General features: G+C 38.9%; 8 protein-coding genes and 2 pseudogenes. 3 read left to right on the top strand and 7 right to left on the bottom strand.

Translation table 11 applies throughout. The features are described from left to right. Together V2H77_RS02715 and V2H77_RS02710 are read right to left on the bottom strand one after the other, a co-directional pair. A partial coding sequence (locus tag V2H77_RS02715; RefSeq protein ID WP_341497573.1) for an inverse autotransporter beta domain-containing protein occupies positions 1-1,974 on the bottom strand: 1,974 nt, incomplete at its 3' end. 394 nt (positions 1,975-2,368) lie between these two features. Then, positions 2,369-4,051 (bottom strand): phage tail protein, encoded by a 1,683-nt coding sequence (locus V2H77_RS02710; RefSeq protein WP_341497572.1) that lies wholly within the window; start codon positions 4,049-4,051, stop codon positions 2,369-2,371. Positions 4,052-4,462: 411 nt separating this feature from the next. Between V2H77_RS02710 and pth the strand changes: the two genes are divergently transcribed. Together pth and ychF are read left to right on the top strand one after the other, a co-directional pair. Then, the gene (pth, locus tag V2H77_RS02705; RefSeq protein WP_341497571.1) at positions 4,463-5,053 is read left to right on the top strand and encodes an aminoacyl-tRNA hydrolase; all 591 of its coding nucleotides are present in this window, start codon (positions 4,463-4,465) and stop codon (positions 5,051-5,053) included. A gap of 135 nt (positions 5,054-5,188) precedes the next feature. Then, on the top strand, positions 5,189-6,280 hold the full coding sequence (gene ychF, locus V2H77_RS02700; protein WP_341497570.1) for a redox-regulated ATPase YchF: 1,092 nt from the start codon (positions 5,189-5,191) through the stop codon (positions 6,278-6,280). Positions 6,281-6,506: 226 nt separating this feature from the next. Here ychF and V2H77_RS02695 read toward each other — a convergent pair whose 3' ends face one another. From V2H77_RS02695 to V2H77_RS02675, 5 genes and pseudogenes are all read right to left on the bottom strand, one after another. Continuing rightward, positions 6,507-8,255: an ABC-F family ATP-binding cassette domain-containing protein gene (locus tag V2H77_RS02695; protein WP_341497569.1), complete on the bottom strand. Its 1,749-nt coding sequence runs from the start codon at positions 8,253-8,255 to the stop codon at positions 6,507-6,509. 415 nt (positions 8,256-8,670) lie between these two features. Continuing rightward, positions 8,671-9,075: pseudogene (locus V2H77_RS02690) on the bottom strand (pyruvate kinase); the annotation flags it as partial. Between the two features lie 278 nt (positions 9,076-9,353). Continuing rightward, complete coding sequence (locus tag V2H77_RS02685) at positions 9,354-10,367, bottom strand: tail fiber protein (protein ID WP_341497568.1); 1,014 nt, start codon at positions 10,365-10,367, stop codon at positions 9,354-9,356. Between the two features lie 303 nt (positions 10,368-10,670). Further along, positions 10,671-11,328: pseudogene (locus V2H77_RS02680) on the bottom strand (IS1595 family transposase). A gap of 224 nt (positions 11,329-11,552) precedes the next feature. After that, complete coding sequence (locus tag V2H77_RS02675; RefSeq protein WP_341497567.1) at positions 11,553-12,761, bottom strand: phage tail protein; 1,209 nt, start codon at positions 12,759-12,761, stop codon at positions 11,553-11,555. A gap of 712 nt (positions 12,762-13,473) precedes the next feature. Between V2H77_RS02675 and V2H77_RS02670 the strand changes: the two genes are divergently transcribed. Further along, complete coding sequence (locus tag V2H77_RS02670) at positions 13,474-14,280, top strand: hypothetical protein (protein WP_341497566.1); 807 nt, start codon at positions 13,474-13,476, stop codon at positions 14,278-14,280. Positions 14,281-14,716 lie beyond the last annotated feature (436 nt).

The raw sequence follows: 14,716 nt of genomic DNA, 5'->3' as shown, positions 1-14,716 counted from the left end.
CGGTTTATCCGCTACCGGTTTGTCATACGCATCCACCACCATCGCCGTGAAGGTATAAGTATCGGTACCGTTATCATAGAGCCCGCTGTCTTTATCCACCGTCACGCGGCTGACTCGATAGCTGCTGCTGGACTCAGTAAAGCTGACTTTTTTATTCGTAGTAACACGTTCGCCATTAATACTGACGCTGACTTGTATATCGGATAATGGTGTTGTACTGGTTAATGTCGCAGTCTGTTGCCCATTTTTATCTGTTGCCTCTGAATCAGGCTTTAATTTTAATCCCGGATCTTTTTTATCCGTATCCCAAACCAATTTAGCATTTTCTATCGGCGTCTTTTTGTCAGCGCCAAGCAGGGTAGCTGTATAGACATATTTCGCATTGCCATCAGCAATTAAAGGATCGGTGGTATTAACACTCAAAGAGATATTACGTTGTAATATATGAATTTGTACTTGCACACTCTGCTGATCATCTTTACTTGTACCTGTGATGGTATAGTCATTTTTGCCATCAGGCTGATATTCCGGTAACTGAATTGTATAACCATGAGTACTTTCTATATTTATAATCCCGCCATTCTTCTGGAATAATTCAGGTATATCCCAAGTGATATTTTTGAATGGAGTATCAGATTGAATTTGTATTGGTTTAATTTCACCACCGTAACCACCAATTTCTATTACAGGGACCAGTAACCTAAAATGTTGCTGTTTTTTCAGATAATTCAAAATAATATTATTATTTCTTTCTACTAAATCGTAACGACTTCCTGCCAAACTTCGTAGTGAAGAAACATTTTCTGGTGAAAGTTGTTCTGATAACGGAACACCAAATCGGTAATTCACATTCAATGAAAATATACCATCGCTTTTTCCCTCTTTCCCTAATTTATAGTCAACTCCTGCTGTTATCAGTGGAACCGGGGTATAATTTACCCCAATAGTTGCGGCATATGGATCTTTTTGCCTATTGTTAGTTCCGAATAATGCAACATTATCACCAAAATATTGTTCATATTTTATTTTGGCGCCGAGTGACGGCATTGAAGGTAAATACATGTCGGCAATCAGGTCATAACCATTTGCCGGGCGCTCATAATAATTGGCTAAATCACGGGAGTTATGCCAATCACTCAGGCGAAAATATGCGTTAGCAGACATTTTTAGGTAGTTAGTCCACAGTTCACCACCCAGGCTGAATCGGCTATTATTACCGGTTAAATCATTATCGTAAAAAGTGTTCGCCCCATACATCCAGTTATTTATGAATAAACGGGTTCCAACCCCTAAATTCACTGTGTCACGGCTATCTTTATGACGATATCCATATTGAGAGTAAACAAGCCAGTGATCTTTATCGTCATAGAAAGGAACGAGTAAATCTACAGAACTTTCATCCAGATGCCCATGATGATCAATATTTAGATCAATTTTGGCTGTACCAAACTGTGATAACCATTTCTGAGTATTATTGGTTATCTGACTATTTAATTTATTGACAACATAATCTTGGGCTAATTTTTTTGGGTCTGAATTTAATAACCCCAGGAGTTCAGTGCCGCGAGATAGGATTAAAGGGGGAGTATTTTGATTATCATCTTTATGACTATTTTCATATAACTGGGGTATTTTGGGTTTTTCATCGCTATCGTTTTTTCCTATTGCGCTTCTCTTTGATAAGAAATCACCACACCGCCTCTGACCTGATTGCTTTTTCTCTTTATGAGTAACGTTTTCGTGTAATTTATTGCTAGCCTGTCCGGTTATCGGTTTTTTTCTATCAATATCATGCTTTATAACTGCTTCTGGATATTCCTGACAATTTTCAACACCAATCAAAGACTTTCCTGGTTCAGATAAAACAGGGTAACTTTTTAGTAGCATAAGCGCCGCAAATAAAAAACAGACGAATAGCGCACACTTATTTATCTTATAACTCATTAAGTTACGAAAAATACGATTGATGTTCATCAGTAATACCATAAAGCTCTTACCCCTATATTCAGTTATAGCTATTGAGCACATTAAATGACTTTCTATAACTTTGTATAATGAAAATAAATTATCAGCCGATAACCATTAGTAATCACTTAGCAAAACAAAAACCGCGGGAAACCATTTTCTAACACCGCATTCAATATTTATACAATTTTCATTAAAAACATAAGCAGAAAACCCGTTGTACAAGTATTCCAACGGGTTTTCTGTTTATACCCTTCATCTTTCAAGCTGCTGCTTTGTTGGCTGCTTTCACTCACCCCAGTCACATAGTTATCTATGCTCCTGGGGATTCGTTCACTTGCCGCCGCGCTGCAACTCGAAATCTATTAGGTATACTTGTAATTACTGAGCTCGCACTCAGTGATTATGGTTTTTCCGGCCGTTGAACTCGAACATTAATCACTCGTCCATCGGGGATATCGCATAGTTCGCCATCATTATAATAAATGACTTCTCCATCACCATTAACGCTCTTAACACGTTTATTTTGAGCAAATATCGGCGCATCTTTATTTTGACGATGATAACATTCGATGGTTATATTGCCATTAGATGGATCTACTGATTCACAAACCCAAATCAGATTTAATCCGTTGCTATCTGCCGGAACAATAGTACCACCGTGAATTCCCCATGCTCCATCTTTAGCAAAACCGTTGCAGCCGCTGATGCGATATTTCCCTGTCGCTATCCGCTCAACAGTCATACCTTCCGCTTCACGAGTTAGCTCATAAGTTCCGTCTGGATAAATATTCACTACGGGGCTGGATACTTTGAGATTGCCGTTAGTATCGGCAATGCAATTATCATTAAAAACTGCAATAGGGTTACCGTTATATCTCAACTTATCGCCAACTGTCAGCTTGCCATATTTTTTTTCGTTGCAAATATCAAAATCCGATGACCCGTCACCTGGAACCCCAATGTAGGCGGTTCTTTTTCCTCCCTCAACAAACTGAAAATATGCGTGTCTACCTGTGTCATATATTATATTAAAAATGCCTCCGGCCCCTTTTAAATTTGCCGACCCGGCATCAATCTGACCAGCAGGAGAAACAGAAAAGACCCGATTGTTATTAAAATATGCAACCAACTCACCGCCGATTGTTAATTTGCCAGATTTTTTTTCGTTACAAATATCAAAATCCGGTGAACCGTCACCTGGAAATCCAACGTAAGCTGTTCTTTTTGCTCCTTCAATAAACTGACAATATGCATGTTTACCCGTGTCATGAGTTATATTAAAAACTCCGGCGTTCCCTCTTATATTCGCTGATGCAGCTTCAATCTGACCCGCAGGAGAAACAGAAAAAACCCGCCTGCCATTAATATCTACAGAATATCCACGAATATCTACGCTACCGCCGCGCACAATACCTGCTTTAACCTGATTGTCATACCAATTGTAAAGCGTAAACGAAATCATTTTACCTGCCGGTCTTTCACCAGATTCAGAAACTAACATAACTGAATTACATTCGATGGGCAGTGTTTCAACCTGTTTAAACTTAAAATGCTGTGGATAACTTCCACCATTGGCCGATACCGCATTTTTCGCCAATTCCACTGTTTCCGATAAGCCGAGGTTTTTCACAAACGCGTTTTTATCAGGAATATCTGCGCCATTTTGATTTTTTGCCAATCGGTTATTAGCATTATCATTTACATCAGAAACAAGTTTCTGCGTTACCGCGAGGGTATCACTGTTGCCGGTTTTGTCTGTGAGCTGAATAACACCTTTTTGTATTAATGAGGCACTTGGTACTTCTATTGCGATTTTTTGTTCTAACGCTCTATTTAATTGAACAATAAGTTTAGCGATATCTCCATCATCCAGAACATCATTGCCGGAATATGTTGCGATAAAATTAGCCAAAACAGATGTTATTGTCGATGACTGACGTAATACCTTATTAAGTAAATGAACAGTAATATCATCTGGTGGAAACCCCGTCTTCAAACTCCGGCTTTCTTCATATCCTTCTTGACTCACCACATTAGCATTATTACTAATAGAAAAAGCTTTAAAATCATTTTTTTGACTCATATATCCTCCTAAAATTAAAAAAACATCATTTCATAATCAACATATTGAATTCCTGTAAAAATAATTTCCCGCAATTTGTTTTAATTATAGTCAAATTAGTAAAAATAATAATAAAACCTTTTTACAACTTAGGTAGTTAACTATTTTTGTATAACTGAAAACAATAAAAATCTAATATTTTCAAGCCAGGCATATATCAAAACTATTTCTATCCATTTCCTCACTTACTATTACAATTGCGAAATTTATTAAATTACTTTTTACAATTTTACATAATAAAAGTAACTTAACGATTGTAACCACCAGTAATCACTTACAAGGAAGGCTCAATCAAACTGAACTTTGTACTCGTCGTACCCGGCAGGTAAACTATCCTCCTTTTTGTTTTACTGCCAAAAGTGAAGAAAAATAGTGAGTAACATAAAATTAATCGTCGGTCTGGCCAATCCCGGTGCTGAATATGCCCAGACCAGACACAACGCCGGAGCCTGGTATGTTGACCTGCTTGCTCGGAGCCACAATCAATCACTGAAAGAAGAGAGTAAATTTTTCGGTTATACCGCCCGAATTAATATCTGCGGTCACGATGTTCGTCTGTTAGTCCCGACAACATTTATGAATCTCAGTGGTAAATCTGTCGCTGCCCTCGCCTCTTTTTACCGCATCCAACCGGATGAAATTCTAGTGGCCCATGATGAGCTCGATTTACCGCCAGGAGTAGCAAAAATGAAACTGGGTGGTAGTCATGGCGGTCATAATGGCTTGAAAGATATTCAGAACAAATTTGGCAATAATCCTAACTTTCACCGCTTACGCATCGGTATCGGTCATCCCGGCGACAAAAATAAAGTAGTCGGCTTTGTGTTAGGCAAACCACCAGCCAGTGAACAAAAGCTGATCGATGATGCGATTGATGAAGCACTGCGTTGTACTGATATTCTGATGAAACAAGATATGGATAAGGCAATCAATCGCTTACATAGCTTCAAAGCCAACGCTTAATGACATGGAATCGATAAATCTTGTCTGTAAGATCGTGATAGCCCGCCATTCCGTGTATAATGGCGCCAATTTTTTTTGACTCATCGAACAGGCTAACACAGCCTTTTGATTTATAAGTAAATTAAGGTGAAAATCATGGGATTCAAATGCGGTATCGTTGGCCTGCCTAACGTCGGAAAATCAACATTATTCAATGCGCTGACTAAAGCAGGTATCGAAGCAGCAAACTTCCCGTTCTGCACCATTGAACCCAACACCGGTGTAGTCCCTATGCCAGATCCACGGCTTGAACAACTAGCAGAAATTGTGAAACCTCAGCGAATCCTACCGACCACGATGGAATTCGTCGATATTGCTGGTCTGGTAAAAGGCGCCTCAAAAGGTGAAGGCTTAGGCAACCAGTTTTTGACTAACATTCGTGAAACAGAAGCTATCGGTCATGTTGTGCGCTGCTTTGTCAATGACAATATCATTCACGTTTCTGGTCAAGTAGACCCTGCTGCTGATATTGAGATCATCAATACCGAACTGGCCCTTTCCGACCTGGACACCTGCGAACGGGCCATTCATCGTGTCCAGAAAAAAGCGAAAGGCGGCGATAAAGATGCCAAAGCAGAACTGGCAGTACTGGAAAAATGTCTGCCTCATCTGGAACAAGCGGGTATGCTGCGAGCGTTGGATCTCAGTACCGAAGAGAAAGCCACTATCCGTTATCTGAGTTTCCTGACGCTGAAACCCACCATGTACATCGCTAACGTCAACGAAGAAGGGTTTGAAAACAACCCACATTTGGATGCGGTTCGGGCAATCGCAGAAAAAGAGGGTTCCGTAGTGGTACCGGTTTGTGCGGCAGTAGAAGCGGATATCGCAGAGCTGGAAGATGATGAGCGCGCAGAGTTTATGGCTGAACTTGGTCTGGAAGAGCCCGGTTTAAATCGCGTTATCCGCGCTGGCTATCAGTTACTGAATCTGCAAACTTACTTCACTGCCGGCGTAAAAGAAGTTCGGGCATGGACCATCCCGGTTGGCGCAACCGCACCACAAGCCGCCGGTAAGATCCATACTGATTTTGAAAAAGGTTTTATTCGCGCACAAACCATCTCTTTTGAAGATTTCATCTCTTACAAAGGTGAACAAGGGGCAAAAGAGGCCGGCAAGATGCGCTCAGAAGGTAAAGACTATATCGTTAAGGATGGCGATGTGATGAACTTTTTGTTTAATGTCTAAATCATTTCTGTCGTCTCAAAGCATCTCAGGATGTTTCATGGAGACAATAAATACACTTAAAATCCACGCGGCTGCGTGGATTTTTCAAACCGTTGACACGCCTCGTTTAAAATAACGGGGTTTGTTTGAAAGGCATCAAAGTGATGCAAGCCTTACAGAAAGGTCAGGCATCACCGTGATATTACCGCCATTCTCAGGGCTAAATGCGCCTATTACGAGCAACGAATTACAGATTCAACTGAGCCTGTATTTTTTCTATCTCCTTTATCCACTGCTGTTGAAGGTGCGGTTTCTGGTGAGCGATCTTACGCTTCCTATCGACTTCCAGCTTTTCTTCAAGATGAAACAGGCGCTCCAGTAATTGCTCTTCCGTCAATAAGAGAGGTTGCAACCTGCCGTCAGCAATGTGGGAGGCATAGCGGCCGTACTCCTTGTGTTTACTTTGCTGCTGACCCATCTGTTCAATTTGCTGATAAATAGCCTCAATATCGTAATACTCTTCCAACTGGTTGTTATTGATAAACCAAAAACGCTGACAGCTATTTTCAATCAACCAGCGATCATGGCTAACAACAAGTAATGCACCACTAAATGTCGCAATTTGCTCACACAGCGCTTCTTTACCTTCAATATCCAAGTGGTTAGTCGGCTCATCCAGTATGATCAATTCATATTTCGCCAAACTCAGCCCTACAAACAGCAACCTTGAACGTTCACCGCCACTAAGGGTAGCCACTTTCTGCTGATGGCGCGAGTAAGCAAAACCAGCGCCGATCAGAGCCATCTTGCGCTGTTCGTCTGTCAGTGGCGCAAATCGCCGTAACGCATCTGTCAAGCTGTCATTATCATGCAATTGGTGCAATTGCTGATCGTAATAACCTGCTGTAATGGCCGGATGGAATTTTATCTCGGGACTGTGGCACACCTCTGAGAGATAGCGTTGCCACAACAGTCGCAATAAGGTTGATTTACCACAACCATTGGCGCCGATGATAGCAATGCGATCACCACTTTTTACCTGATGAAAACCGGTGGTAAACAGCGGCATTGAGCTACCCTGTACTGTTATGGCGGCATAGTCAAACTCAAGAACGCGATCAGCCTGAATAGGCTGACCCGTTAATGCCAACTGCCACTGGTAACCTTCCGTCAATACTGTCTGCGCATCTTTCAGGCGCTCAACATGTCTTTCCATCTGTTTCGCTTTGCGTGCCAGATCCTCGTTATCATAAACGCGTCCCCAGATTGCAAGACGTTTGGCGCTGGACGTGATGCGATCAATCTCTTTCTGTTCAAACTGATGGCGATGTTCATCGCTTATGTCTTTCTCTACAAGTGCTTGCCGAGCCTTAGAGCAGGGTAAACGATAAAAATAGAGGGTCTTGTCGCGCAATATCCATGTGCAATTAGTGACCTTATCGAGCAAAGCCTGATCGTGGGAAACCAGAATAAAACTACCTTTCCAGGATTGAAGAAAATTACCCAGCCACCATAGGGTAGGTAAATCCAAATGGTTACTCGGCTCATCCAGTAATAGCAGATCAGGCTCCTGTATTAATGCCCGGCCTAATAGCAAACGTGTATGTTGCCCGCCACTGAGCTGACTGGCAGGCTGTGCCCATAGGGTTTCAGCAAAACCTAATTGTGTCAGAAGGATTTCCGCACGCCAGCGCTCTGTCACACGTTCATCAGCAGGTAATTTTTGCAAAACTGCATCGATCAATGGCTGATTTTCCACGTCTTCCGGTAAATGCTGCTCAATATAGGCAGTCACACAATGGCTGGCATAGTGAATAGCGCCGCCGCTGGGAAGTAGCTGTGCCGTCAATAATTTTAATAGCGTACTTTTTCCACTACCGTTATGACCAATCAGACCGATACGATCACCAGCCTGAATAGTGAAAAAGACATCATTCAGCAATGTGCTGGTTGATGTTTCGTAACAAATTGATTTTACAGATAATAATGTGCTCATGGCTTACTCATTTTTCAGGCGTGAAAACGCCCGGGTTAAGTCGGGAACGACAACCCAGTAAGCTGAGGAAGAGATTTTTTTGGATAACTTCGCTCAGGCAGGATTATCGCAGTGTAATACTGTGAAAGCCTGAGCTTTGGCGATTACCAAAGAAGTGTGAATATTCGATCACATCACACAACATCATAATTAGCCTCCTTAATTTATTTTTCCAAGTTGAACGGTGCTGCTATCGTAACAAAGCTGTTTATTTATAAGCAAACAATAATATTAAAACTCTTAAAATCCGCGTAGCTACGCGGATTTTTTATTTCCTAAACTACCAATAAGTCTGACCATAAATTGCAATTTGCACATTATTCAGTAACGAATCACAAAGCACCATTTATACCCGTCATCTTTCAAGTTGCCTCTTTCCACCACCTAGCTTGTTAATACCCTTATTGTTAGATAGCGGGCCGCCTACGGTGACTTCAGTGAATACTTTCATTCCCTGAACGTCTAATACTTTGAGTTGAACACGTCCATCATCCAGCAACAAAATATCACCCGGTATAACATCTGTGGGTAATCCTTTGTAGTCGATACCGACTTTCTCCTTATCACCTTCGCCTTTACCAAGATTGGCACCAAGCAGAAATTTATCTCCGACATTCAGGAAAATCTTGCCCTCTTTAAACGTTGATACGCGGATTTTAGGTCCTTGAAGATCGCCAAGAATAGCGACATGGCACCCCAGCCGGGCTGCAATCTCGCGGACTTTGTTGGCTCGCTGGAGATGATCTTCGGCGGTACCGTGGGAAAAGTAACGGATATTTATTGCCGTATTTCTGTCCTATCACGATTTGTTCCCGGTTTATCAATAATCTAATAGCCCTAGATTTTGATAATGAAAAGTTGTAGTGATTAGGTTTACTGGAATCTGGCAATACTTGATGGTTAGCAGAGACGAAACGTTCAGGATGGGAGGCTGTAAAGTACGAAAATGATAAACTTTACTTTAGCATGTCGAGTTAACACTGTCTCTTAAGTCAGATTTATGATTAAGAGACAGTTACTTGCGTGAGGTTTGTCAGCGATCTGGGGAATGCAGGGTTCTTATGCTTTTCGATACCAACCCATTAATTTAATATATGAATTAGTAATCGAAATCGCCGCATTGGCGCCCGTATCTCCGGTATTACCTGAAATTGTATGGTTATGTGATCCTATTGATACCGTATGAGCGTGGGCGCCATTAGTGCTGGTGTTGTATTTGGCATTATCCCAATCTGTAGATTTTGACCCCTCATTGTTCATAGAATTGTCGTAATGACCATAACGCCCACCGCCGTGTTCACCCCAAGCGCTATCATGATAGTGATTTCCAGTGACATCAGTAGCTTTAGTGCCATAGTCAAATGTGCTTGTGGTTCCAGAAAATGCATGATTATGCGCTGGTATTTGTGCTACGGTCAGGCTTATCGAATCACTGCCGCCGGTTGATAAAAGATCGGAACCATCGGCGCTAGCTAACCGAACTGTTTTATTTTCACCAATATATTCCCAGGTAGTGCCCGGAAATAACACATTGGGGTTTTTATTTTGAGCGAACCAAACCACAATTCCTACAGGATATTGGGTATTAATAATGGTTTTGATTAAGCCAAGATTTTCCACAAACGCGTTTTTATCAGGAATGTCTGCGCCATTTTGATTTTTTGCCAATCGGTTATTAGCATTATCATTTACATCAGAAACAAGTTTTTGCGTTACCGCAAGGGTATTACTGTTGCCGGTTTTATCTGTGAGCTGAGCTACACCTTTTTGTGTTAATGAGGCATCTGGTACTTCGGTTACAATTTTTTGTTCTAATACTCTGTTTAATTGGGCAGTGAGTTTAACTATATCTCCATCGTCCAAAACATCATTGCCAGAATATGTCGAGATAAAATTAGCCACAACAGATGCTATTGTTGACGACTGGCGTAATACTTTATTAAGTAAAGGAATAGTAATATGATCTGGTGGAAATCCAGTCTGTAAGTTCTGGTTTTTTTCATACCCATCTTGACTCACTACATTAGCATTATTACCAATAGAAAAGGCTTTAAAATCATTTTTGGGACTCATACAACCTCCAAAACAAAATAATATTATTTTAATTTAACTACCGTAAAAATCATTCCTCACAAATCACATCAATCATAGTTTAGCTTAGGAAAACAATAATAAAACATTCTTACAACTTAAATTTCCAACTATTTTTATAATTGATAGAAATAAAAATTAGACTCTATAAAACCAAACATATATTAAAACAATTTCCGTCCGACACATGAAAATAACACCTCCACATTTATTTCCTCCCGAAAATATTCATGATAACATTTTCTTTCCAAGAATAAATTAAGATCGGACTGTCCTAGATAGCGATTATATTTTCCCTTTAACCATTTGTTTTAGAATGTATAATTGGTCTTTTACACTCGGTGTATTAAATCTCCACTCACATTCCTTGAGAAACAACTCAAAATGCCCCTTTGGTATGCCATTAAATCTACGCATATGACGTTTAACCTGGTTCCAAACATTCTCTATCCCATTGGATATGATTTTGACCATTTTTAGCGTCTACAAACTCCGTGCTATGGTTGATTCGATAGTGTTTAAAATCGGATATATCTAACACATCATAGCTGACAAAATTGTCTGTGTAGGCCAGGCTGTCAGGCTCAATCTTTGCGGTAATTATCGGCATTAAGGTATCGGATTTAGCGTCAGGTATTAGACGGGTGTAAACCTTACTTCCTCGCTTGAGAAGCTCGAAAACAGGGACTTTCCCAGCGGAACCTCATCCGCGTTTTCCCTTACGTTTACCCCCGAAATAGCTTTCGTCTATCTCGACTTCACCTTCAAACATGGAATGTTCATCGATATAACCCGCGATAAGGACTCTAAGGCGGTGAAAATAGTAAGCCGAAGTCGTCTTGTTAACACCAACTAACTCTGCCGCAGTGCGAGCTGTAGCCCCTGCAACAAAGAGCTCCTGAAGACGTTCTTGCTTGTATTGGCTAATCTGACTTTTTCTCATTGGGATATCCTAGATCAAATGACTTATCTAGAACAGCCCCATCAATAAATTAAAATGAATATAATTGTTCAACGTCTTGAGCCTCTGAGACTAATTAAAACTCTTAAAATCCGCGTAGCTACGCGGATTTTTTATTTCCTAAACTACCAATAAGTCTGACTATAAATTGCAATTTGCACATTATTCAACAACAAATCACAAAGCGCCATTCATTCCCGATGGTATTATTCTTGTGGTTTTTCCGGCAGTTGCACTCGAACATTAATTACTCGTCCATCGGGGATATCGCATAGCTCGCCATCATTGTAATAAACAACTTCCCCGTCGCCGTTAATACTCTTAACACGCTTATTTTGCGCAAATATCGGCGCATCTTTATTTTGGCGATGATAACATTCGATGGTTATATCGCCACTAGATGAATCTACCGATTCACAAACCCAAATCAGATTTAATCCATTGCTATCTGCCGGAACGATAGTCCCACCGTGAATTCCCCATTCTCCATCTTTAGCAAAACCATTGCAGCCGCTGATACGATATTTCCCGGTCTCTATCCGCTCGACCGTCACGCCTTTCGCTTCGCAAGTTAACCGATAAGTCCCGTCTGGATAAATATCGACAACTGGGCTGGAGACTTTAAGGTTGCCATTCGTATCCGGTTTGGCGTTGCTTGTTGACCAGACTTTATACCACGGATTCCATTTATTAATGTTACCGTCACCATTATGGGTTCTATAGTGTAATTCGCTCTTCTGCACGTATGTAGAGTGAATCATCAGCTCATAACCCTTAAAGCCTCCATACCCTCCTGAAAATCTCATTCCGGGACCATGTACGCCTGGGCCATTTAGTCCTGCTGGATATGCAAAATATGTTGAATTCTGAGGAATGTTATCAAAATTATCGATTGTAGAAGCTGTATTATTCCCAACAACAACCGGTTTTGTACTAATTACTTCTAAACCAAGATTTTCTACAAATGCTTTTTTATCAGGAATGTCTGCGCCGTTTTGATCTTTTGCCAATCGGTTATTAGCATTATCATTTATATCAGAAACTAGCTTCTGCGTTACCGCAAGGGTATTACTATTGCCGGTTTTATCTGTGAGCTGAGTGATACCTTTTTGTGTTAATGAAGCATTTGGTACTTTGGTTGCAATTTTTTGTTCTAATGCTTCATTTAATTTGGCGGCCAGTTTAACTATATCCCCATCGTCCAAAACATCATTGCCGGAATATACCGCGATAAAATCAGCCACAACAGATGCTATTGTTGACGACTGACGTAATACTTTATTAAGCAAATGAACAGTAATATGCTCTGGTGGAAATCCAGTCTTTAAATTTGGACTTTGTTCATATTCTTCTTGACTCACTACATTAGCATTATTGCCAATAGAAAAAGATTTAAAATCATTTCTTGGACTCATACACCCTCCAAAATCAAATAATATTATTTTATAAATAACGTATTGAGCTACTGTAAAAATCATTTCCCATAAAACACTTCAATCATAGTCTAACTTAGAAAAATAATAATGGAATATTTTTACAACTTAAATTAACAACTATTTTTATCATTGATAGCAATAAAAATTAGATTCCCAAAAACCAAACATATATTAAAAAAATTTTCGCCCAACATATTAAAATAACACTTCCACATTTATTTCATCTCGAAAATATTTATGATAATGTTTGCTCTCCAAGAATAAATGGGATGAACCATATAAGAAAACGTTTTAACCAATAAGTTAATATAATTGATCGTAATTATTTATTTTTCAATAAATATGAATCAAAATAGACCAACAAATAATTAACAATAAAACACATTATTAGAAAATAATAAATAAACAGCAAAACAATATAATGTAAGATTATTCAATAAAAACAACCAAAAAACAAATTTTGCTATAATGGACTTTACATATTACATTTTTACACTATTATTAAAAGATTATATATATATTTTTACCTATTGATTGAAATATTCTCGGTTTTCAGGAACATATGTTTATCACATAAATAAGACCCTATATTATTGATATAAAATGAATTATCGTTTCTGAATCTGAAACTCATTTTGAGTAAAAAATAAAAATCAATTACTTATCTAATAAATCCATAAAGGAAAAAACCATGAGAGATATATTAACAAATTCTGATCATAAAATTAAAGATATTCAAGAGTGGATAGAATACATTAAACACAGAGAAGAAAAATATTCTAAAACGCAGCCACATTCAGATAATATTTTTACTCATTTCTTAGAAACGGAGAACCTTTCTGATATACAAAGCCCAGCCAGTGTGGCAACCACAGATCAGTACGCAATATTTACCAAGAAATCGGCCACACCCTATAAATATCCGGTCAGCGTCACTGAAGGTCTACAAACTATCATCAATTTATGTCGAGTTGCATCCGGCTATGATCCATTAGAACCAGAAGGTGATGGCAATGCGCAGAAATTCATTGCATTCACAGAAGAAATAGCGAAAGTTCCCTTTCTCTCTTTACTATGGACAGATAAAAATACGATTACTCAACAAAATCATGATACCGATGTCTTGATCGATTCTTTTGTTGAAGCCTTTCGAGGGTTATCTCCCCAGGATAAAATTAAGATTAAAACTTATTTGAAAGAGTTGATTAATACCGCCTTATCATATGCCGATAAAAAAGAAAAGAAATCTAACCTGGTACAATATGCTCTGGCTAAAACCCCAAATGGGGTGTCACTCTTACTTTATTCTTCTGTGCTGACAATAAAGAAAGTAGATAACAAGGGTACTATTAAATTCACCTCTCATTATAATCTTTGCCAAGCAGAGTATAATCTCAGCCAGAAAATGTGGGAAATAGTAAAATCCGCATTCGAGAAAGAAGATAAGATAACTATAGAATATTTAATTGATTGTATGACAACCAAAATGAAGGCATAAATTAAAAAATTTCTATAAGTAGATTAATTGATTTATATCAAAAACATTATTACCAACATGTACTGAAATTATTTTAATCATAGTTATTCAATAAAATCATAAAGTTAAAAAAACAGACAAATATAATATAAAGAATAGAATATACGAACAACATATATAAAAAATTAATTATCTTAAAATGTGAATTTCTAAATAGTACTTTAATACTAATATGAAAATATCACATGAACAACTATTTATCCGTGAAGAACAAGTTAAATTACATACCCTTAATATTTGATAGTGAAAAATACCCACTTACGGATATACTTAGTTTACACAAAAATATATTTAATAAAGCAGTAATATTAAGTACATGATTATCGATTTACCTCACTGTTAAAAATAAGGTTAAATATTGTTCCCTATTTTCAACAGTACTCTAACATTCAATCTC

This window comes from Photorhabdus sp. P32, from assembly GCF_038085095.1.
Lineage (GTDB): Bacteria > Pseudomonadota > Gammaproteobacteria > Enterobacterales > Enterobacteriaceae > Photorhabdus > Photorhabdus luminescens.
Note: the sequence above shows the minus strand (reverse complement) of the source record. Positions and strands in the feature narration are given on the sequence as shown.